Source organism: Baaleninema simplex PCC 7105, assembly GCF_000332355.1.
Classification (GTDB): domain Bacteria; phylum Cyanobacteriota; class Cyanobacteriia; order Cyanobacteriales; family Geitlerinemataceae; genus Baaleninema; species Baaleninema simplex.
Genome location: NZ_KB235958.1, coordinates 1,023,175 through 1,046,140, shown reverse-complemented (window position 1 = coordinate 1,046,140; position 22,966 = coordinate 1,023,175). Strand labels below are relative to the sequence as shown.

Annotated in this window: 13 protein-coding genes and 2 pseudogenes; 12 read left to right on the top strand and 3 right to left on the bottom strand. The window is 48.0% G+C overall.

The window, feature by feature from the left end; genetic code table 11:
- The first annotated feature begins 36 nt into the window (after positions 1–36).
- The 6 genes and pseudogenes from GEI7105_RS0106630 (at position 37) to GEI7105_RS33215 (ending at position 6,735) form a co-directional block, all read left to right on the top strand.
- Entirely contained in the window at positions 37–801 is a 765-nt protein-coding gene (locus GEI7105_RS0106630; RefSeq protein ID WP_218959063.1) for an ankyrin repeat domain-containing protein, read from the top strand.
- 18 nt (positions 802–819) lie between these two features.
- A complete protein-coding gene (locus GEI7105_RS0106625; RefSeq protein WP_158413173.1) occupies positions 820–2,478 on the top strand; it encodes an RHS repeat domain-containing protein in 1,659 nt (552 codons plus the stop codon).
- Between the two features lie 181 nt (positions 2,479–2,659).
- A complete protein-coding gene (locus GEI7105_RS0106620) occupies positions 2,660–3,184 on the top strand; it encodes an ankyrin repeat domain-containing protein (RefSeq protein ID WP_017659689.1) in 525 nt (174 codons plus the stop codon).
- Positions 3,185–3,208: 24 nt separating this feature from the next.
- Positions 3,209–4,540: pseudogene (locus GEI7105_RS0106615) on the top strand (RHS repeat domain-containing protein); the annotation flags it as partial.
- 176 nt (positions 4,541–4,716) lie between these two features.
- Positions 4,717–5,385, top strand: coding sequence for an ankyrin repeat domain-containing protein (locus GEI7105_RS0106610; RefSeq protein ID WP_017659687.1), 669 nt, complete (start codon positions 4,717–4,719; stop codon positions 5,383–5,385).
- A 360-nt stretch (positions 5,386–5,745) separates the two neighbouring features.
- Complete coding sequence (locus GEI7105_RS33215; RefSeq protein WP_017659686.1) at positions 5,746–6,735, top strand: Ig domain-containing protein; 990 nt, start codon at positions 5,746–5,748, stop codon at positions 6,733–6,735.
- On the opposite strand, the gene GEI7105_RS0106600 is transcribed toward GEI7105_RS33215, so the two are convergent.
- Positions 6,702–7,967 (bottom strand): IS701 family transposase, encoded by a 1,266-nt coding sequence (locus GEI7105_RS0106600; protein WP_026097477.1) that lies wholly within the window; start codon positions 7,965–7,967, stop codon positions 6,702–6,704. The genes GEI7105_RS33215 and GEI7105_RS0106600 overlap by 34 nt on opposite strands.
- Positions 7,968–7,991: 24 nt before the next feature.
- Here GEI7105_RS0106600 and GEI7105_RS0106595 point away from each other — a divergent pair, with 24 nt between their 5' ends.
- The gene (locus GEI7105_RS0106595; protein ID WP_017659684.1) at positions 7,992–10,454 is read left to right on the top strand and encodes an Ig-like domain-containing protein; all 2,463 of its coding nucleotides are present in this window, start codon (positions 7,992–7,994) and stop codon (positions 10,452–10,454) included.
- Positions 10,455–10,472: 18 nt separating this feature from the next.
- Here the strand turns inward: GEI7105_RS0106595 and GEI7105_RS29390 are convergent, their stop codons facing one another.
- Entirely contained in the window at positions 10,473–11,657 is a 1,185-nt protein-coding gene (locus GEI7105_RS29390; RefSeq protein ID WP_071591958.1) for a transposase, read from the bottom strand.
- 144 nt (positions 11,658–11,801) lie between these two features.
- On the opposite strand from GEI7105_RS29390, the gene GEI7105_RS29385 reads away from it, so the two are divergent.
- The 4 genes from GEI7105_RS29385 (at position 11,802) to GEI7105_RS40390 (ending at position 21,781) form a co-directional block, all read left to right on the top strand.
- Positions 11,802–17,510, top strand: coding sequence for a DNA/RNA non-specific endonuclease (locus GEI7105_RS29385; protein ID WP_017659683.1), 5,709 nt, complete (start codon positions 11,802–11,804; stop codon positions 17,508–17,510).
- Between the two features lie 29 nt (positions 17,511–17,539).
- Entirely contained in the window at positions 17,540–18,664 is a 1,125-nt protein-coding gene (locus GEI7105_RS34495; RefSeq protein WP_245555382.1) for a pentapeptide repeat-containing protein, read from the top strand.
- Positions 18,665–18,879: 215 nt separating this feature from the next.
- Positions 18,880–21,474: a DNA/RNA non-specific endonuclease gene (locus GEI7105_RS40395; protein WP_017659681.1), complete on the top strand. Its 2,595-nt coding sequence runs from the start codon at positions 18,880–18,882 to the stop codon at positions 21,472–21,474.
- Positions 21,455–21,781: a DNA/RNA non-specific endonuclease gene (locus GEI7105_RS40390; RefSeq protein WP_144053697.1), complete on the top strand. Its 327-nt coding sequence runs from the start codon at positions 21,455–21,457 to the stop codon at positions 21,779–21,781. The genes GEI7105_RS40395 and GEI7105_RS40390 overlap by 20 nt, the downstream gene beginning before the upstream one ends.
- A gap of 186 nt (positions 21,782–21,967) precedes the next feature.
- On the opposite strand, the gene GEI7105_RS33210 is transcribed toward GEI7105_RS40390, so the two are convergent.
- Positions 21,968–22,702, bottom strand: a complete 735-nt coding sequence (locus GEI7105_RS33210; protein WP_017659679.1) for a pentapeptide repeat-containing protein — start codon at positions 22,700–22,702, stop codon at positions 21,968–21,970.
- Positions 22,703–22,746: 44 nt separating this feature from the next.
- On the opposite strand from GEI7105_RS33210, the pseudogene GEI7105_RS38290 reads away from it, so the two are divergent.
- Positions 22,747–22,966 (top strand): annotated as a pseudogene (locus GEI7105_RS38290) (ISKra4 family transposase); the annotation flags it as partial.

Below are 22,966 nucleotides of genomic sequence, written 5' to 3'. Positions count from 1 at the left end.
ATACTCATGCCACATACACATTCACTGCATACACAGATGATTGAAGCAATCAAGGCTGAAAACATCTCAAAAATTGAAGAACTTATAGCTCAAGGAGTTCAAGTTAATTACATTAATAACTCATGTGCATCAAGTGCTATAGAAGCAGCAACAAAACTAAACAACATTGAAATAGTTACTCTTTTACTTAGCGTGAAGAATGCCGACCCAAATCAGTGGTATATGAGAAGTCCACTAGCGATCGCGATAGACAATGAATTTCTAGATATCGCCGATCTCTTAATCGAGCATGGTGCAGATGTCAATATTAATCCAGATATGGACATGACACCTTTAATGTGTGCTGTTAGCATAAATAATTTGCAGCTAGTTAAAAGGCTCATTGATGCTGGTGCTGATGTAAATGCAGCAGGAAAAGAATCAAATCCACCATTGTCCATTGCTGCCTCTAGTGGGTATAAAGAAATTTACGAATATCTTTTACCTTTAATCAACAAAAACTATCTACAAGAATTTATTGAGGAAGCAATTTGGTGTGCAATTATTGATAATTCATTGGCAGGAATTATTTTTTTATCATCTATAGATGCTAATATGAATTGCAGAAATTTTAATGGGAACACACCATTAATAGAGGCAATAGAATGTGGAAATTTTTCTATGGCAGAAACATTAATAGAAATTGGTGTAAATGTGAATTTAAAAAATAATAATAATCGTACTGCCCTTAGTATCTCTCGAGAAAAAGATTATGATGAAGTAGCCCAAAAGTTATTGGAAGCAGGAGCAACAGAGGAATAAACGACGGTATTGTCGTCGGTGAGTTACGATCGCTCTGCCAGTGGCGAACCGACGAAGATAACACGTGAGGATGGTTCCTATCGCCAAATCGAGTACGATACCTCGCTGCGGGTGGAGAAAGAGTCGTTCTACGATGCGACTGGAACCTTGTTAGACGAGGTGGTCTATACTTACGATGCCGATGGCAACCGTCAGACGGTTTCGGGTGGGGAAGCTCAGGGAACTTACCGCTACGAGAACGTTCACCAACTCACAGAAATTGATACGGCACAGGGAATCGAGACGTACACTTACGATGCAGGGGGTCGTGTCGAAACCGTCAGTCGCGATGGGGAGACGTTGCGGTTCGAGTACGACGAGAACGACCAGTTGACCAAAGTTTGGGATGTTAATGGCAATCCGGTTGTTGAGTATACTTACGACAGCGAGGGTCGTCGAGTTGAAGTGACGGACGCGGAAGGGAAACGGGACGTGGTGGTGGCTCCGACAAGGGGAGGACTCGAATCGCCGTTTTTGATTGTCAAAGAGAATGACGTTGAAGCGGCGTTTGCTTATGCGGGGGATATGCCGCTGGCTCGGGTAGACGAGGCGGGAAATCCGGTATATTACCTCACGGATGCGATGGGAAGTGTCATCGGTTTGGTGAATGGCAACGGTCAAGAGGTGGCGGAGTTCCGTTACGATAGTTTTGGCAATTTGCAGACACCGGAGGCTTTACCATCAGAACTGGGAGGAGATTTCCGCTTCCAGGGTCAGTGGTTGGAGTCGAATACGGACTTGTATCATTTCCGAGCGCGGTATTACGACCCGGAGACGGGACGCTTTGTCAGTCGCGACCCGGTTGAGGTGATTGAGACGGTGCCGGAGAGCAGCAATCCCTATCAGTTTGTTTATAACAATCCCCTGGTTTATAGCGATCCAGATGGCAATATAACGATTAATCGGCTGAATGCTGCACAAACAATCAATAAAATACTTCATAACGTTCGGCGACTATCACTCAATCAAGCCAAAGAAGAATTAATAGACCAAGCTCGTGGAATAGCTGGCCAAGTTCTAGAGCAAGCTTTGAGTCAATTGATTCCATTTAATCCTGTAACTGAATTTTTAAGTAACCAACGCTTGCGAGGACGAGGATTTGAAGGTTTAATGATGTCAAGTCTCTGTGGCGCAATTCCACTACCACAAGGTGCTAAAAATCGTACATGGCTGGAAGTTGACATCGAGCCAAGTGGGACACCTGGAAGTAATGGATATAGATGTGGTGAACCCATACCCTCTCCAACACAATTTTCTCGTGGTCTTGGGACAATATCTATTTTAGATAGAAATCAAAATCCGAGAGTTGACTTTGTATTTAAAACAAAACAACCAGCTCTTTATGATAGAAAACCTCCAGGCTATCTAGTTGGAGACTTTAAGCTAAGAACAGAGGTAATTGACACTTCAAAACGTCAATGGCGTTCGATCATTAACTATGCTTATGCAAGTTGGAAATTAAATCCTCGAACAGGAGAGAGGGGACATCAGTATGTTCCTATGGCAATGTATGTAACTCTATTTGGAAATTCAACACATGAAGCTCTTGTTAAAAAGGAGGGATTAAAGAAAGGTGTTAGGGTAGAAATTATAGAATTCTACGAGCGTACAAGTCCTCGATTGCCAGTTGCCTTTTGATTAAAAAATCAATGACACCCTTAAGGAATAGAGATCGGGCATCATAGGATATAGCAATCCTAAATGTTTTGCGGAAAAAGATTAGCTGAAAACCCCATTCCGTAACGATCTATCCTGACAACAATCCGCAAACGGCGTCGTACTGCTATATCATGCTGTATTAAATAATCCCTTACAAGTTATGGACTATAGCCAACCAATTAACCCTCATTTGAGTGCCAACTTTTCTCAACTAAATAGTGCCATTCAGGAAAACGATATAAAATTTATAAAATACGCGATCGATCGTAAATTAACTTTTTCTCCAAAGGAAGAGGGCGTTTGTACTAAAATTCCATTCGTTTTAGCTTGTGAATTAGGACGTTTAGAGATTGTAGAAATGCTCATCAAATACAGAAATGAGATAGATCTTGATATCGATCAATTTTTAGAGGAAGAGTTTTGGGATGAAGCTTTAACAGGTCTTATGGCTGCTTCTGGCAAAGGCCATATTCAAGTTGTCAAGACTCTTGTACTTGCAGGTGCCAATCCTAACATTCAAACTTGTTATGGTGAAACAGCTTTGTCATTTGCTGCTAGAGGCGGTTATATAGATATTTTTGAGGAACTAGCTCCACTAGTTAATTGCATAGATCCAGAGCATATAGACATTCTGAGAAAGATAGCAGACTCAGAGTCAAGGTTAAATTCGCGGCACAAAAATTAGTAGAAAAATCGCACGGAATACCGCTACGATGAGGGGTGTCATGTCGAAACCGTCAGTCGCGATGGGGAGACGTTGCGGTTCGAGTACGACGAAAACGACCAGTTGACCAACGTTTCGGATGTTAATGGCAATACGGTTGTTGAGTATACTTACGACAGCGAGGGTCGTCGGGTTGAGGTGACGGACGCGCAAGGGAAACGGGACGTGGTGGTGGCTCCGACGACGGGAGGACTCGACTCGCCGTTTTTGATTGTTAAAGAGAATGAGGTAGAGGCGGCGTTTGCTTATGCGGGGGATATGCCGCTGGCTCGGGTGGACGAGGCGGGTAATCCGGTGTATTACCTGACGGATGCGATGGGAAGTGTCATCGGTTTGGTAGATGGCAACGGTCAAGAGGTGGCGGAGTTCCGCTACGATAGTTTTGGCAATTTGCAGACGCCGGAGGCGTTGTCGGAAGGTTTAGGGGGAGATTTCCGCTTCCAGGGTCAGTGGTTGGAGTCGAATACGGATTTGTACCATTTCCGAGCGCGGTATTACGACCCCGAGACGGGACGCTTTGTCAGTCGCGACCCGGTTGAGGTCATCGAGACGGTGCCGGAGAGCAGTAATCCCTATCAGTTTGTTTATAACAATCCTCTGGTTTATAGCGATCCGACTGGGGAGATTCCGCTTGGAGATTTGCTTGCATCAATTCATGTAAGGAAAATTTTGGAAGGTATCCGAAACTATAGTGCTCAGCAAGCTAAGGAATATTTATTGGATCGAGCCAAGGGAGTTGCCGGAGATGTTCTTGTGTCTGTTATGAAGCAGCTAGTACCCTTTACCGAATTCCAGAATGTCATCAACATGGGTCGCACTATGGATGCAGGTACTGAATTTGAGAGTGTACTTCGAGGAGCTATTTGTAGTGTGATTGGTGAATCATTTCAACAATTCACACAGCATCTTTGGCTACAACCTCGTATTTCATCAAAGGGAAAGCCACTTGATGATGGATGGGCTTGTGGAAGTCAATTTCCTGAAAATGAAAACCAGTGGTTCTTCACGGAAGAACTCTACGGTAAACGGCCAGATTTTATTATAAAGGATGGAGGACCTCGAACAACCGACAAAAAACCAAAAGCCTTTTTGATTGGGGATGTTAAGCTTGCCGGGAAAACAGTTCTTGGCAACCGATCGCAATTCAAAGCTATCATGGAGTATGCTAGCTTTGAGAATGGGCGGCAGTACCACCCAACTGCTTTATACGTGACCTTATATCGTCCAACTCAGGCTGAATTTGCAAGAATTAAGCGTCTTTCTAGTTCTTATGGTGTTTTTGCAGCAATTGCACCTATTTTGAGTCGAACGAGATAGAAGTTACTGTTTTATATGGCCAAATCATTTGAGTTGTAAACGACCTCTACAGTTGGGATCTCTTTTTAAGGGACTTCCAGGTTGCAGAATTTTACGAATCAGTGGGGCTGGCTATATGTCCTTTTTGGATCGTCTATTTCGTGCAACCCGATCGGATATTTCAGTAGGTTCATAATATGGAAGACTTTGACGATCTAATTTCAGAAGTTGATATCCAAGACATTGTTCAAATTCTTGCTGATGGGTATGATGTAAATTTCCAAAATGAATGTGGAGAAACCCTCCTCATGAGGGCATCTTCTAATGGAAATTTAGAAGCAATCGCTCTACTTCTTGAAAATGGAGCAAATATAAATCTAATTGATATGGAAGGAGATTCAGCATTAATGTATGCGGCTAGCACAGAGCAGTGGGGAGCATTCAGGTACTTATCTCTATTTACAGATAAAAAAACAAGAGAATTTTGTTTAATTGGCGCAGCTATTGAAGGAAACATTCAAGCTATTGAAATTCTGCTTGATACAGATATAGATGTGGATACTTGTCGCCAAAGTGGAGTCTGGTGTGAAAATGGAATGACAGCACTCATGTTGGCTGTGCAAGAAGGGAAATTCCTGGCAGCCAAAAAACTTTTAGAGTCTGGAGCAAATCCAAATTTGTGTGATGAAGATACACAAAAAACAGCACTTATGTTTGCTATAGAAAATCAATCTTTAGACTTAGTCAGGCTGCTTGTAAATGCAGGAGCAAATTTGGCTGTTCAGGATAGCTATGGAAATACTCCTTTAATGAAAGCACGCAAGTTAAAAAATACTGAAATAGTCAGTTTTTTGGATAAACTATAGCAGAATCATTGTAACCATTCAGGGGGGTATGGTGTAAACTGAGGGACATGGAAGAGAGCATAACCATAGGCGACATCAAGATTCCTTGCGTGGACTGGGAAAAGACTCCAGGAAGCGTGAAAAATTTAGTGAGGAATCAAGAGCAACGAATTGCCGCCATCGAAGAACGTCTGGGACTCAACGCCTCAAACAGCTCCATCCCCCCTCAAAGCAACCCCCTCAAGCCAAACAAGAGAAGAAAGACAAAGGAAGCAGACGTAAACGGGGAGGGCAAAAAGGACACAAAGGATTTGGACGACAGTTATACGAACCGAGTCACTGTAGCGAGATCATCGAGTATCAACCCGAGACCTGCCAGCATTGCCAAGCGCCCCCACCGGAGCCGTCCTCGACCCGCTGACGGGCGTTTTGAGCTGGCAACCGACCGAAACTCAACTCGGCGATCGCGAATTTGCCGTCCGCGTTACCGACAGCCGGGGTAGCTTCAGCGGACAGGGCTTCACCGTCCAAGTCAACGGCACCAACACGCCCCCAGCGATTACCTCCGTCCCCCCCACCGCCGCCGGAGTCGGACAACCCTACCGTTACGCCGTCGAAGCCACCGACCCCGAAGGAGACGCTCTACGCTTCAGTTTGGGCGAACGACCCGAAGGCATGACGGTCGACGAGCTGACGGGAGAGGTACTGTGGGACGCACCCACCCTCGGCACCCACACCGTCGAAATTATCGCCAGCGACTCTCACAACGACCTCAACCGCCAGCGTTACACCCTCGTCGTCGAACCGACGGCCGTCAACCAAGCCCCTCGCATTACCTCGACCCCCCAAGGACTGACCGGTGTAGGGACGGAATATACCTATACCCTCGAAGCCGAAGATCCCGACGGCGATACCCTAAACTACCAACTCCTCGAAGCTCCCGAGGGAATGGCCGTCGATGCTGTCACCGGCGAAGTTCTTTGGGACAAACCCGTAGCGGGAACTTATACCGTTGCTGTCGGCGCGAACGACGGACGTTTGGGGGGCGCACAGCGCTTTACTCTAACCGTTGTCGATAACTCACCCCCTCGGTTTACGTCCGAACCGATCGCCACAGCAGTCGTCGGCGGTGATTACAGCTATACCGTCGAAGCTTTGGATATCGATGGCGACGCGCTCTCGTATCAGTTAACCGAAGCCCCAGAGGGAATGAGTCTCGATCGCTTCGGTCGGGTGCAGTGGCAAGCAACGGACGAGGGCAGTTTCCCCGTCGAAGTTACCGTCACCGATCGTTTCGGGGCGACCGACGTTCAGTCCTATCGGTACTTAAACAAATTTCAAGCCCAAACCAAGCCAAAACGCGCTTTGTGAGCGGCAAACAGGTCTCGATTCTCGTTCAGCCATGCCACAAAACGAAAAGACATGGCTGTCCGAAAAGCCTCTAAAGCATCTACAAAAGTTTCCAAAGGTTGGTTCGCCCACTTCCTTCGTAAACCGCCCGTCAACTTATGCCAAAGGATAAAAGTGTAGGCACAAAATACCAAAATTAAATGCCGCTGTAAACTCTTCAAACCTCTCGCCTGGCATTCCCTCCAACCCAACCATCCTTTGGCTTCCCGATAGAAGACTTCTACCCAGTTTCGCCCTGAGTAAGTGTTCACGACCCATTCGGCAGTCACTTTTTCGGAGTCTTCATTCGTGATAAAATAATCAATTTCTGTCGCGTCCGCATAAGAACTTGCATTCATGACGATAGCAAAGGTTCTTTCTCCTTGTAGACGTGACAGCTCTGCCGTACCCGTCGCCACCCACAGGGTTTTGGGCTTGTTTGAATTTAGAGAAACTGACGTAAAGTCCTCTTCTGGTAAGCTTTTGGCATATTCATCAAGGCGAATCTTTTGCCAATTTTCTCCCGATTGATTCAGCCAGATTTTCCGATTTTTGGCGACGGCTCCTAGATACTTCAGTCGGCGAGATTCGAGTCCCTTTAAAAAATTTGTGTTGTTACCATAGCCGGCATCCATGAGGACGATTCCCGGTCGATACCCTCTCTTTAAACTCCGGTCAATTAATTCTAAGGCGATTTCGGGTTTCTTTTTGAAAGAGGGATCTTTCTTGCCTGAGGGTAAGGAACTGGCTGGCTGATAGATTTCTACATCCAGAGGCAAATTTTTTTTGCCATCATAGAGATGGGTCGTTACCGCCACGATTCCGTTGTCGAGCTTGCCGATTTCTCCGATGTACTGTCTTCCCACACCTGCGGTGAAGTTGCCGCTTTTTCGATGTCCTGTATCATCGAGCAGCAAGGCAAATCCCCGACCCACTCGGGTTTGATGGCAGGAGTCCACCACCTTTAAACGACGTTCGTTAATACGCTTCTCCTCCCAAGGGGATTCCGTTATAAAATGATGTAAGCGGTTGTAAACCACTCCCACCGAGTCGTTTGCCATCTGAGTTATGTTTTTTCGCTGGCTTTCCCCGAGTAATCCTCCCAAATAGTGTCTAAACCCCTTTTTTTGTGCTTGGGTTTTGAAGTCGGGGTCGAAACGCTTGCACCACTTCTCAAAGCAGGGTGGCATAGCGGCTGGGGTGGTCTCTCTCATGGGGACACTCTCCACCTTAAATCCTTGTCAGTCAAGGGTTTTGCTTTTATTTTACCTTTTTTACCGTTTAAGTCCCGCTATCAACTCCAAGCGATCGGAGACACGGCGTTACCCGAAGTCGAACTGTTCCAAAGTTCGGAATCGGCCACCGTCGGAGAGTCCGTCGCCTTTATCGTTTCCGCCACCGACGATACGGGTATTTCTTCGCTGGGATTGACGATCGATGGAGAAGCGATCGCCCTCGATCCCAACGGACGAACTCGCCTCGACTTTAACGAAAGTGGAACCTACACCATCGAAGCGATCGCCACCGACCGCTCGGGCAAACAGGCAACTGTCGCCATCGACTTCCCCGTCTACAATGCTGGAAACGGCATGGCTCCGACCGTATCTCTGGCCACCGACTTCGGTGAAGGTCTCATCACCGAAGCCACAGACCTCGTCGGAACCGTTGACGATGTCGATCTCGATTACTACACCCTCGCCGTTGCCCCCGTTTCGGGAGGGGAGTTCGTTGAATTTTTCCGCGACGACGATCCGAATCCCATTGAAAACGGACTTCTCGGCGCGATCGATCCGGCAACCCTCATCAACGACAGCTATCGCCTGCGACTCACCGCCATCGACTTAGAAGGGAACTCTGCCTTTACCGACGAAACCGTTCACATCGGCGGAGAATTTAAGCTGGGACATCTGGAACTGTCCTATACAGACTGGTTCGATACCCTCGACGGCGTGCCAGTCAAAATTACCCGGTCTTACGACAGTCGCCTCGCCGACGCCACCGAACGACTGGGGTACGGTTGGCGGCTCGAAATGCTCGATACGGACTTGCGGACCAGTTTGCCACCGGACGACGTCTTTAACGAACTCGGTCGTCCCACCATTGCCTTTGAAGAAGGAACGCGCGTCTACGTCACGACGCCCGACGGAAAACGCGAAAGCTTTACCTTCGAGCCACGTCCCGACTTCATCAATTCTTACTTGAAGGTGAGCGCTCCTCCGCAATCCCCCGATCCGGACATCGCCGAGAAGTTCGATCGCGAGTTTGGCAGTCGCGACCCCGGAATCTACCATCCAGCCTTCGTTCCCGACGACCCGAACTCGACGAGTCAGTTGACGGTTCCCGATTTCAACTTGCAGAAAGTGGGCAACCAATACTACGGTTGGGCGATCGGAGAACCTTACAACCCGGCGAATCCCTTTTTCGGCGGTCAGTACGTTCTGGAAACGGGAGACGGTATCGAGTACGTCATCGACGGTCAGAGTGGCGATCTCGTGAAGGCGATCGGCGAAAGTGGCGGTGAGGTGTACTTTACCGAAAACGGCGTTTCGAGCGAGTCGGGCGTGCAAATCACCTTCGATCGCGATCGCGAGGGACGAATCACTGCCGTAGACGTTCCGGGAGCCAACGACGCCGTCTATCGATACGATGCCGCCGGAGATCTCGTCAGCGCGAAGGCGTTCGATTACGAAGACCTTCAAATGGAGACGACTCAGTTCGTCTACAGTGAAGACCCCGCCCACTGGATCGTTCGCGTAATTAACTCTGAAGGTGGAGTTGAAGTTTATCAAACTGGCAACGGAACCGTGAACCGTCCGCCAGAGATCGAGCCGGATACGTTCTTCACCCACGAGGGACTCGAAAAGCAGATTTCGCTGTCCGATCTCGTGCGAGATCCCGACGGCGATTCGCTCGCCTACAGCGTTGAAAACGTCACGAACGGAACGGTATCCTTAGCCAGCGACGGCGAGACAGCGGTATTTATCCCCGATGTCGATATCGATGGCAGTGCCAGCTTCGAGTTAGTGGTAGACGACGGGTTTGATAACCCCGTTCGACAAACCATTTCCTTGGAGGTGAGCGACGCGCCGTTAGTGCGATTGGATTTCGTCGATCGCGCCACAGTCCTCGATGCGGGCGAAACCACCGAACTCGTGGTTGTCGGCGATTTTGCCGATGAAAAAGATGTCGTCCTACCGGATTCCTATCTCGATTACGACTCTGACGCGATCGCTGTTGCCACTTTCGACGAAACGGGTTTAGTCACCGCGATCGCCGATGGAGTTTCGGTCTTGCGGGCTTCGCGAGGGCCGGTTCAGGCGGTGACGGCTTTGCGCGTTGGCGAACTTCCGCCTCCTACGACGGAAGACGAGTTCAACGTGAGTCTGGCCGAATCCTACGGTCTCGATGTCTATCCTCCGGCGATTACGTTAGCGGAGGGCATTCAACGACAGTTGTTAGTGGGAATTGCCGGGTTAGAAGACTCTCCCGATCTGAAGTTTGGCGATGCGGGAACGCGCTACTACGCTGGCAATACAGAGGTCTTAGAGATTTCTGAAGACGGACGCATTTCCGTCAAACAGACGGGAATTGCAGACGTGACCGTCGTTCACGGAGGCGCAGAAACCTTAATTCCGCTGCTGGTGGATATTCCCGTTCCCGGCCCGGATGTGGTGACGGAAGAGGGAGGGGCGATCGCCTGATAAGGCTATGACTTTTACTTAGGAGGTATCGAAAGCCAAAGAAGCCCCAGGATAGGGAGAAGTACGGTGGCGTCCCCAACTCAAGGGAAGTCCTTGAAAGAGGCGGACGACAAAAGAGATACAGCCAAGGCGCCAACAAGAAAGAGTTCTCGGTCTGAGGGTCGCGGCGGCCAGACCGGTCGAGTCAGAGTCAGTCCGAGGGGAAGTCGAAGGCTTTTGGGAGTCTTCCCGACAAGCCCCTTCGGTGATGAGCCAAAGTAAAGCCACAGACATGGCCAGCCAAAGACACTCAGCCCGGTGAGGATGAGTCAAACGGGTGCGTTGCCAATTAAAGCCATCGCTCTTGAGATCGCGATAAGCCGCTTCAGTCCAAGAGCGAAAGCCATAAAAGGCAGCCGAAGCCGATTGAGGTGAGGCGTCACTCAGCAACAGCCAAGGGTCTTTGTAATCCTCGTCCCATCGGGCTAACAGGGTACAATCGAGAGGATTTTGGCGAAAGCAGCGTACCGGTTGACTAAAACTCTCACCAACTCGAACCACTTGCTCGAGAGGTTGCCAGTCGGCGAGAGTTTCCCCCGAGCGCACTTGGTAATAGCCTTGTGAGTTAATACGTAACAAAGGATGCCATCCCAGAGCCACAATTTCCTCATACAGCCAACAAGCATAGAGTCCTCGATCGGCCAAAACCCAAACCCTGACCGACTCGGGAACCACTCCGCTCAAGCGACGGAGCAAGTCTTGCCACAGGGGCTTCCAGGGGTGTTTCTGGGAAGCTTTCACGATTTTCCAGGCCACGGGAATGCCACTGCCGCGATAGAGTACGTTGAGTGACAAGACGATAAATTTTTGACCGATATGGGTCGCATCTAAGGCCAGGAACAGGTCGTCGCTCTCTCCTAATAGCTCTAAGACCCACTTCAGCAGCGGCGCGAAACAACTGGCTACATCTAGCTCAGCATATTTACGACCGTAAGCTTGGCGTTTTTCTTTGTACCACTGTTGTAGTCTTTGACGTACGTTGGTGAATTTTTCCCCGTTGACTTGGGCAATACACTCTGACACTTGAGTCAGACTTGAAGAGCGACTCATCATCATGCCAAAGCTCCAGGTGGCTAGCCCTGATACTTGTGGCAAGGAAAGATTCGGAAAATGACGACTGACTTCTTGCGACCACTGTTTGAGGTAAGCTGAGTTGTATTTCATGGCTTCTCCTAAACGAGTCTACGGCTTTCTCTTTGTCGGCTCTTTCTCTCTCTCTTACAATCATAGCCTTGTCAGGGGGCGATCGCCGGATCGGACGGCTCTCTGGTTCTGTTAGCACCGGGGGCGCTGTCCGAGGCGACGACGGTGAGTATCGAACCCCTAGCCGAAAGCGAACTCTCGACACCCGTTCCCGAGGAATACAGTTTTGTGGGGGGCTTTAAGTTAGACGTCGGTGACGAGCCGTTAGCCGTTCCCGCACAACTGGCGATCCCCGTTCCGGATGGGGCGAACTTGGAACCTGGAACGGAAGTATTTTTCTTGCGGAAGGGCGAGTTACCCGACGAGACGGGGACTCTCAATCCGATGTGGTTCGCTCGAGAGTCGGGTATCGTCAGCGAAGACGGACAGCGAATCTTAACGCAGTCGCCACCTTGGCCGGGTGCAGTTCGTTCCGGTGAGTTTTCGTTAGTTGTTCCTACATTTGAGTATTCTGTCGAGCGAGTTTTGGTGGCGTTGGATCGTGCAATGTCAGCAGTGTTTTTAACCGCTCAAGGCGTGGCTTCAGCCTATGGCATAACATCGCACAGTCTTCTAAGACAATTGACTGGAGGTTCGGGGGGGAATTCAGCTTCAAATCCCCTTTCTCGAGGTGTTGGATTGAGCCGGGGAATCGGACAGGTGACTGATGGTGTACTTCAGTATGCCGAGGCGATTCTCATTTTAAAAGAAGCCGCGCGACCACGGGTTAATGTTGTCTCAATTCCTAGGGTTGGATTGCCGTTTACCACTGAGTCGGGTGTCGAACTCAATCCCGGCCAAGTTGGTACTCTAACCGATATTATTCCGCCTCCTGCCGATCCCGACGCGGTCGCTATTACAAAAGTCGAGGTGAGCGTCTCTCCCGACGCTCCAGAAGCCGGGCCAGTTGTTTTCCTAACTGGAGAAAACTTTGGGACAAATCTCGACAACCTCACCGTTCAGTTCCATCTCGGTGACAAAACCTACGAAGGAGAAATCCTACCTCAATTGAGCCAGTTGACGGAAACTGATGCTCGGTTAGCAGTGGTGACAGATAAAGTTCCTTATGGGGAAGCTCGCGTTTCTGTGGAAAAAACTGTAGCCACACTCGAAATTGAAGCCACTCAAACCCCTGAAATAGGTTTAGGTAGGACGGCTGAAGAAACCCTCACCTCAGAAACGGTCAAGCTCCCCGTTCCCGATGCGATTGGCTTGGCGTTAGTACCAACCGCCAACGGGAAAACCCTCAACGTTCTCAATGCTCTCAATCCTCACGAGGTGGTCGCTGCCACGGGATCTCAAGACTTGCTGCAAGCGAAGATTCCTCTGGGGGAAGGCATCGACGCTCGACCGAAATTTGTTGCCAATACCAGCGATGCCACTCGAGCTTACGTGACCTTAGAAGATTCGGCAAAAGTCGCCGTAGTGGATTTATTGGGACTGCGTCAGGTCGATGCGCTGCCGGAAACTCAGGCTCTCGATGCCATCGACCTTCCGGTTAACGCTTTTCTGACCGATATCGCCATCGGCGCGCGCGATCGCTACGCCTACGTTGCCGACGGTCGCCTCGGAGCCATTTACGTCATCGATATCGACCCCAACTCCGAAACGTTCAACCAGCATATCGACACGCTGGACTTCGAGGGCGGCGATAAAGGACTCAACCGCCTCGCCGTCAGTCCCGACGGAACTCGTCTGTTTGCCACCACGGATACGCCGAAAGCCAATAGCGGCAACTCTTACGGTCAGCTTCTCGTATTCAACATCGACCCGGCCGATCGCCCCCTTGAAGGCGAAGCCAATCCCCGACGCTGGCACGAACGCATTGCAGCCATTGAAACGAGCTGGCGACCCGAAGGACTGGCCGCCACCCCCGACCCCAACAAAATGGTCTTTACCAACCGCAACGAAGACGGAAAGGGATACGGCGTGCTGTCGGTTACCCACAACGACCCCAGCGATTTCCAAGCCGCGATTCACTACACGCCGCTGTCTCTGGGCAGCTCTTTCGACGATTTCGATGTCAACGAAGCCGTTGAAGTGGTTGTGGTTCCTTACGAAGACACCCACTACGCCTTTGTCGCCGGTCACAACTATCGCGCCTTGGGTCTCGGACTCCCCGGTTGGAACGGTAAAGGCAACATCGGCATTATTAAAGATGCCCTGAGCGACAACCCGCAATTGGTGGCGGGGACGCGATCGCTCCCCGAAGCTCAGGTTAACGGCGTGGCGCTCTCGGGTGACGGAAAAGCCTTGTACGCTGCCTATCCGGGACTCGAAAGTACCTTCGTTTTCGATGTCGAGCAGATGTTGGCAACGGCGAGTAACCCGAGTCATTGGGAGGACTTGCGCTCTCAACCGATTGAGGAACTCAATTCAAATATTTTCCTGGCGGGACGGTTGAGGACGATTGAAAACCCCGCGACTGGGGAACAACGCTACGAGGTCGATCCGGACGATCCTTTGGCTCCCCTCAGTACTGAGGGTGAAGATTACAGCGTCACGGTGGCTTCGACGATCGATGTCGTGTCGTTGAATTCACCACCTAGCGACGATCTCACGCCGACGTTAACTTGGGATTTTGAAGAAATCGACGAGGACGACATTTCGGAAATTCATGTATTTGTCAGCACGTTTGAGGAAGGAGAAGGGTTGTTCCCTTGGGACGAAGTTGTCGATCTCTCGGATAATTCAGTGCTGCCGAACCTCAGTTCGTCAGAGAAGCGAGACTTGCTAACGCGAGATTGGAACGGTTACGACGATTTCAATCCCGGTCGGATTCTTACGGCAACCTGGCGAGACGGACAGTGGTACAGTTATGACGGTTCGACGCTACTGGCTACCTCAGAAGGCGCTCCACCCAATACGGCGACGCAGTTGACACTACCGGACGATCGCCAGTTAATGGCAGGACAAACCTATCACTGGGGAGTTGAGGCAATTAGCCGTAGCGGTGAAGTAGAAACCGAGACGCAAGTTCTTCAAACTTATAGTTCGCTTGACTACTCTACACCTTTCAGTAGTGTGAGTATCTTGACACATGGCTTTACGCTTCTACCAGTACCATTTGGAATTCCCCAGTCGTTCTACAAAATGGCTGACAAGATTGCTAACGTTACAACTGGTGCTGACAGCGCCGGTTTAATCTTGCGCTACGATAAAAGAGAGGGGGTTTGGGTTCCAACTGACAGTTCAGGCAACATCCAGTTGGGGCTAATTGACAGCCTAAATGATATCAAAAACGCGAATGATAGACCAAGTTATCTCAATGCTAGGCAAAGTTATCTAGATGCTTTGAAACAGATAATTACTGAAAAATTTATTGGAGGTAATCCCGATCGTCCAAAACTACTTAAGCCACTGGTTCTATTACCTGAATGGTCATCAGGTGGTGAATCGGTAATTTCCGATACTGGCTTTACTGAGGGAGCAGCCGATGCAATTTTCGCGTCCCTAGTCGAACTCGATCGGTTACTTGGCGGTAGCGCCCAATACGATCCAGAACAAGGGAAATTCATTCGAGAACAAGGTGCAGTTTTTGACTCACCATTGCATTTTATCGGTTTCAGTCGGGGAACAGTTGTCAATAGTGAGATCGTGCAACGCTTGGGAACTTACTATCCCGATGCGGGTGTTCGAGAAGAGGGAGATGGAGACCTACACATGACAACCATCGATCCTCACGACTTCAAGCAAGAAAATCTTGGTTCTCCCATCGCAGATTTTAGCGATTTTCAAGAACCTGAAGTACGAGTTTGGGACAACATTACGTTTGCTGACAATTACTACCAAACTGTTGCCGACGAACAGGGAACGACTCTGACCCCTAACGGTCGATCGCTCGGCAATGTTGATGAGAGTCAAGAGATCGATATCCTGACCCCCGATGGGGCGGATCTCAACTATCGTCTGAACGATTTAAGTGGCTTTAAGCCAGACGATCGCGTAGGCGGCCCGCACTTAAAAGCTCTATCTTGGTATGCTGGAACTGTGGATTTGGCCTTGGAGGAATTACAGTTGCCCTCTCAGCTCGATCGCGCTCCTTTACCCAGAACCGAACCGATTTACGATCGACGCGGTGATTCGGATCTCCCAGAAATTCTGGGGGATGATTTTTCAGGCTCTTCAGTTCGACCCTGGTATTCTTCCCTGGATGGAAATAAACCCGAAGAAGGAACAGGTCACGGTTGGTTCTACTCGGTTCTTGGAGGAGGACAGGGTCGTCGGCCGGGATGGTCTGAATATCCAAACCCTTTGATACGACGGCAGACCAGTGTGAAAGACGATAATACGGCACAATCGTATATGAAGGGCGATTTTGCGGTGCCGACACTGTTTAATGGCAACTTCGATGTAGCGATCGTTGATGAAAACGATCGACTTTCTCGAAAGCCCTGGTTCTCGACAGCCATTCCTGGATGGTCGTTCCATAATGGAAAACCACTTAATCTTAGTGCAACGACAGACAATCTAGTTGAGCGGAGCGACATTCCGAATTTGAATTCTTTCGATCGATCGGGAACGCAACCCGATTTTGCTCTCCATCTCAATCCGGGTCAGAATAATAGTATTACTCACAATCGCTTCCTGATTCCCGATTCGGGTTCGCTGCATCTCGATGTGTTTGTTCCCGATCTGAAAGCGGAAACGGAAGAGGAGCGGAATCGCCTGCTTCTTCAAACGGGGAATTATATAGATATTTCTTTGGAGGTTGATGGTCAACAGTATACTCTAGAGAGTATTGCTGAGCCTAGTTTGGCAACGAAACCTCAGCCTAAAATAAATGAACAGAAAGTAGTCGCCAACACTGACTTAGCAGTCGATCTTCGCCCATCATACTTAAAGGTAGAGCCTGAAGTAACTTCAACAGATATACCTTTATGGGTGCAAGAGAATTTAAATCGGGTTGATTACGGTGCAATAGGATTTGAAACTTTTGTTGTTAACGTTCCAAGTGAGGTGCGTGGAAAACCAGGTTTGTTGAAAATTGAAGTCAAGGGAAATAAGTCAATCTATTTGGACAATGTCTTGTTTAGTAGCAAACATACACAATCAGGGATTCCTATACTAGACGGATTTGAATCTAGAAAAGAGGCTGTTGGACATGAAAATAATTATCTGATTGAAAAGCCACAGTATGTTGTTTCTTATAATAATGAGGCAAAAAATGCTAACTGGGTTAGCTTTCAGCTCAATCAATCTTGGTTATCGGGGAAGCAAAAACGACCAGACAACTTTGTCATGGATTTAACGCTACCTGATGAATTTGCCCCTCATCCAGTCACAGAGGACTATCGTGGGGGCTGGGCTCAAGGCCATCTAACTGCTGCAACTGATCGCACTCGAACAGAAAAAGACTATATGGCAACATTTATTTTGTCAAATATTAATCCTCAGTATCAGACTGTTAATGAGGGAATATGGGATGAATTTGAAAAATATCTTCAAGAACAAGCAAATCTCGAAAAAGATGTACATATTATTACAGGAAGTTATGGAGAGCAGGAACAAATTTCAGATAAAGAAATTCGAGTTCCCAAGTATTTTTGGAAAGTCGCTCTGATCCTGAATAAGCCTGGCTTAAACTTGGCAGAAATTCAGGCTGAAGACATTGAAAATGTCATTGCTGTTCGGATGCCTAATACTCGAGAAGATTTGCCACAAGAAACTACTACCTGGCAAGATTGGACACGAACTGTTGAATTTATCGAAGACCAAACTAACTTGATTTTTTTCAACCGCCTACCTAATCAATTAGCTAGTAATCTGAAAAAATATGAAGTAAAATTCAAAAACAAAAAAGGAGAAAAACCAAATCCAAAATCATTTAAATAGATAAAAAATCAAGCCGTTTTAAAATGAACATGGACAAGATTTCAGCATTAGAATTACTGGAGCAGTATAACTTAGGTATAAGAGATTTTATATCAAAAGATGTAAGTGGTGAAAGCTTTCGAGAGTTTCATATACCTGAAATTAAATTTATTGAATCAAACTTAGAAGATGCAGATTTTACAGGTGCAAACTTAGAAAGATGTCGTATCGATTACTGTAAAACCCTAAATGGTACTACTTTCGACAAAGCTAATTTAAGATCTTCATATATTTGCAGCTCTCAAAATTACTACACTGACTTCTCAAGTGCTAACTTAAGTTATTCACACTTATCTGATATGACACTGAAGTTTGTCAATTTCAACAAAACAAACTTATCTTACTGTGTGGCAAGGCAGCTATGGTTACAAGACTGTTATTTTAACAACACGATAATTAAATACTCTAACTTCTTAGATTCCTATATTGAGGAGAATTGCATCTTTACAGAAGTGGATTTTGAAGGTTCTTTGTTTCGTTACTATAATAACTCTAATTATCGTAATTTTGGCAGAAATAAAGAAGGTAAACAGATACGATTATATTATGTACCAGATGTGTCCTTAGACAAACTTACAAAATCTTATATTTTGAAGCCACACTCTAATTTGAGTCATGCTGACTTTAGCCGAATCCAAGGTTTAGCTGGTGAAAATAGTGTTGGTCTTAGTAATCTTAACTTAAGTTATGCTAATTTGAGCTATGCCAATTTGAGTCTCGTTGATAAAAAAGAAATTAACTTGAATGAGGTCAACCCAATTCAAATTTCTCCTATTACTTTTTACGATCTCAATCTGAATTTTGCGAATTTAAATCATGCTTCTCTAGTAGGACTATATATTTTTAGAGGAAATATACAGAATGCTCAACTCTGTTTTTGTCAAATTATTACCACTCTAATACGAGATACAGATTTTTCTGGATCGAGCTTGCGATATGCAAGTTTTAAGAATTCACATTTACGAAACGTCTCATTTCAAGACTGTCAGTTTGAAAATACTGACTTCACAAATACCTATATCTACGGTGACGCACAGATTCCGCCTGAAGTCGATTTGAGTCAAGCACATCTCCTACCTGTCGATGCACCTTACCCCAATCCGTTGTTTCGCTGAGTAAAACCGGTCATACGTGGAAAACGTATCGCTAACGACATAGAACTCGCCTGTTCGCGACCACGGATACGCCGAAAGCCAATAGCGGCAACTCTTACGGTCAGCTTCTCGTATTCAATATCGACCCGGCCGATCGCCCCCTTGAAGGCGAAGCCAATCCCCGACACTGGCACGAATCCATTGCCGCGATCGAAACGAGCTGGCGACCCGAAGGATTGGCTGCCACTCCCGACCCCGACAAAATGGTCTTTACCAACCGCAACGAAGACGGGAAGGGATACGGCGTGCTGTCGATTACCCACAACGACCCCAGCGATTTCCAAGCCACGATTCACTATACGCCGCTGTCTCTGGGCAGTCCCTTCGACGATTTCGATGTCAACGAAGCCGTTGAAGTGGTTGTGGTTCCTTACGAAGATACTCACTACGCCTTTGTCGCCGGTCATAACTATCGCGCCTTGGGTCTCGGACTCCCCGGTTGGAACGGTAAAGGCAACATCGGCATTATTAAAGACGCCCTGAGCGACAACCCGCAATTGGTGGCGGGGACGCGATCGCTCCCCGAAGCTCAGGTTAACGGCGTGGCGCTCTCCGGTGATGGAAAAGCCTTGTACGCTGCCTATCCGGGACTCGAAAGTACCTTCGTTTTCGATGTCGAGCAGATGTTGGCAACGGCGAGTAACCCGAGTCATTGGGAGGACTTGCGCTCTCAACCGATTGAGGAACTCAATCCGAATATTTTCCTGGCGGGACGGTTGAAAACCACAGAAAACCCAATAACAGGAGAACGGCGCTACGAGGTCGATCCGGACGATCCTTTGGCTCCCATAACGACAGACGGTGAAGATTACAGTCTCACAGTGGCTTCGACAGTCGATGTCGTGTCGTTGAATGCAGCCCCCGGCGACTCGCTGTTTTCTTCCTTAGTCCAGCTCGACAACTTGCTCAAACCGAACTCAGATGCCGAACAGGGAGCGCTGTTCGACTCTCCCCTACACTTCATCGGCTTCAGTCGCGGTACGGTGGTCAACAGTGAAATCGTACAGCGATTGGGAACGTATTTCCCCAATGCGGGTGGAAAAATCGGTTCGAGCGTTCGGGATTTGCAAATGACGACCCTCGACCCCCATGATTTCAATCAACCGAGCCTGAGACTGTTGGACTTAGATTTCTCCGATTTCCGGGAGCCGAAAGTACAAGTTTGGGAGAACGTCACCTTTGCCGATAATTACTATCAGACGGTTCCCGAGCTTGAAGGAATGACGTTCACGCCGGGCGGTCGAGATATTCCTCGTCTTCCCACAACAGAAACGATCGATCCCGCTGGTCTAAAATTTCCCCGTCAAGGATGGGCGAATTGGAATCCCGACCCCAACGCGCCGTTGCTGGGAGAACCCGATGTTTCAATACAGTTGGGAACTCGTCAGGGAGAGGAGGGTTACGAAGACGGACGAGTTGGCTTTACTCGCGAAACCGATCCTCTTTTCGGGTTCGGGGGAACTCACACTCGCGTTCCCAACTGGTATGCAGGAACGGCTGATTTGTTCCCGACTCATTTCCCGTTCGATTCCGAGTCGGATGAGGGAGCGTTATTCCGCCGTCGGGGAGATGGTTACTACGACCATTTATATGATGAGGCGTTTCCTCATGTGAGTCCTTGGTATTCGCCGGACCATCTGGGGTCGGAGTTCGCTCATGGAGAGGAGAGCGCGCCTTGGGAAGGGATTGGTACGGGTTGGTTCTATTCGGTGTTGGGAGGCGGTGCGGCGTTAGATTTGCGTCCGTCATCGGATGTGGAACGGGTTCCGGTGGCGTTTGATAATACTTACGATGCGCCGATGCGGGGAGATTTTGCGGTGCCGACGCTGTTTAATGGAAATTTCGATGCGGTGTTTCAGCCGAAGGATGGGTTCCGTAATTTGATTTCTGATGCGGTTCCCGGTTGGTCGTTCCACAATGGGGGGAATCGGGTTTCGACTTCTCAGTTGGTGGATTTGAAGGCAGAAGCAGTCCGGGATGACCTGTTGGCCGAGCATTTACAGAAAGTGGGGAACAATCCAAGTTCGGATGGGTATCAAATGGATTACGCGCTGAAGCTGGGAGATGGTAACAAGATTACACACAATCGCTTTGTGGTTCCCGATTGGGGCGTATTGCGTTTCGATCTCTATGCTCCTGAACCCAATGGTGGAGAGGTTAAGGTGACCGTCAAAGGAGACTCTTCAAGTAAAACTGAAACTATATTTTTAGAACCTGCTAGCAATGCAAAGAGCTATAATGCAGCTGATAAATACCGTATTGGCTATGGAAACCAAGGGTTTGAAACGTTTCACGTTGAAATTCCTCAAGAACTTCGCGGAAAGGTTGCTACATTAGAGTTTGATGTTGAAGGTAGCACTCAGGTTTTATTAGATGATGTATTCTTCAAGAGCCAACACTTATTACTGGGGAATCCAACTCTCAACCATCGGATTGCAGGTCAAGACAAAAACAATTTCCTAATCGAGCGACCGCAGTACAGTGCTTCTTATAATGAGAGTGATAAAGGGGCAAATTGGGTGAGCTGGCACACGAATAAAGCATGGCTTGGAGATTTGAAGCGAGAAGAAACTTCTGATAGATGGAGGATCGATCCGTTTCTCAGGAACGCTGGAATTAACTCGGTCAAATCTTCAGATTATACCGATCCCGCTCGTAGTTTCGATCGAGGTCATGTAATGGCTAGAGAATTGCGAAACAGAACTCCAAAAGATCAGCTTGCAACTTACTTTACCTCGAATCTTCTTCCTCATGAAGGAAGGATTTACTAATCAGAACGGAATGTGGAGGAATCTAGAAGTATTCAATAAAAGACTCGTCGATAGTAAAAATTGGAATATCTATACGATTGCTGGTGGAATTGGAAGCTTGAATAACAGTTTTCCAAACAACCCTCTCGTGCCGAATGGGGTAAATATTCCTGAAAGTATCTGGCAGGTTAACCTTCTTCTCAAACCCGGTCAAGATCTGGTTGACATCACCGCAGACACAACAGTTATTGGCGTAGTCTTGCCGAACGATCCAGCACGACAAAGTGGTAGTTGGGTGCAGCACACAAAGTCGAATTGGATACATTGAAGAGAAGACTGGACTGAGCTTACTTTCCAATCTTCCTGAAGAGGTTAGAAATGCACTCAAAGGCAAGGAGTATAGCGGAACCGACAGAGTAGAAGATTTTCCCTCTGCGTCAGCCTAACAGCATAAAATATAAAAAAATTCAACAAGTTCTCGTGTTGAGGGTCGCAATCCCTCAACACGACCTCTCTAATTTCTGACTGTGCCGTCTGGCATGACTGTATTGCAGAAAACAGCATTCTGCCACTTTCTGTCACAGACAGAAGATATGTTTGTTACATCTGTTACAGCAGCTAAGTCTGTTACACTGAAGTCAACCTCCGTCAGGTTTGCCTCGCGCATTAACGGTACCTGAGGCTCGAACAATTCTTCCCCTATCTCCTGATAATTTTCATCCTCTTCGTAATAGTAATAGCCGAACTTCGCGCCACGAAGATTGACTCTCGTTAAATTTGTCCCCATGAAGGGAGCTTCGTTCAAATCTGCTTCAATCAAAATCGCATCGGTCATATCGGCTCCACTAAAGTCACATCCGCCTGCATAAACTCGCGTCAAGTTTGCTTCACGTAGATCGACTTCGTCTAACCGAGCGTCAGATATACTTGCATCCGTTAAATTGGCACGACTCAAGTTAGCTCCAGTCGTTTTAGAACTCGCGAGATTGGCTCCTCTGAGGTCTGCCCCCGATAGATCGGCACCTTCTAGATTGGCTTCATAAAAATCAACATTTCTTAGGTCTGTATTTGAAAGGTTGGCATTCCGTAAATTTAGACGATAGCGAGGAGTCCCAATTCCAGAACGAACAGCGTCCCGAAAAATCGCTCCGCTCAGGTTTACTCCAGACAAATCTATTTTTTTTATGCGCCTATCGGGTGCATCCCAGTTATGCAATAAGCAAAAATGCTTACCCTTAAAGAGCAGCATAAGAGCTAAGCTTTGGGCAGTTCATAACGAAACCGGTCAGACCCATGGATGCATCTAAGCAAGCCCGCCTCAAAGAACTCACTCAGGAGTTAGCCGAATTGCTCTACGAAGAGACGGCTCCAGAAGCCGTCAAGAGCTTGGAAGGGATAGAGAAAGCAGTGCGTGGGCATTGGCTAGAGCATGTCGGGCCAGAAATCGGTCTTTTTTTATCCGTCACAAGTAGCGGCACAACGCGGGGACGACAGCGGGCAGTCGCCAGCATCG

Bases quoted from the DNA above. Each gene is read 5' to 3' on its own strand.
- GEI7105_RS0106630 (WP_218959063.1), top strand. From the start codon at position 37: ATGATTGAAGCAATCAAGGCTGAAAACATCTCAAAAATTGAAGAACTT.
- GEI7105_RS0106620 (WP_017659689.1), top strand. From the start codon at position 2,660: ATGGACTATAGCCAACCAATTAACCCTCATTTGAGTGCCAACTTTTCT.
- GEI7105_RS40390 (WP_144053697.1), top strand. From the start codon at position 21,455: ATGAAGGAAGGATTTACTAATCAGAACGGAATGTGGAGGAATCTAGAA.
- GEI7105_RS0106600 (WP_026097477.1), bottom strand. From the start codon at position 7,967: ATGAGAGAGACCACCCCAGCCGCTATGCCACCCTGCTTTGAGAAGTGG.
- GEI7105_RS33210 (WP_017659679.1), bottom strand. From the start codon at position 22,702: ATGCTGCTCTTTAAGGGTAAGCATTTTTGCTTATTGCATAACTGGGAT.
- GEI7105_RS34495 (WP_245555382.1), top strand. From the start codon at position 17,540: ATGGACAAGATTTCAGCATTAGAATTACTGGAGCAGTATAACTTAGGT.
- GEI7105_RS0106610 (WP_017659687.1), top strand. From the start codon at position 4,717: ATGGAAGACTTTGACGATCTAATTTCAGAAGTTGATATCCAAGACATT.
- GEI7105_RS29390 (WP_071591958.1), bottom strand. From the start codon at position 11,657: ATGAAATACAACTCAGCTTACCTCAAACAGTGGTCGCAAGAAGTCAGT.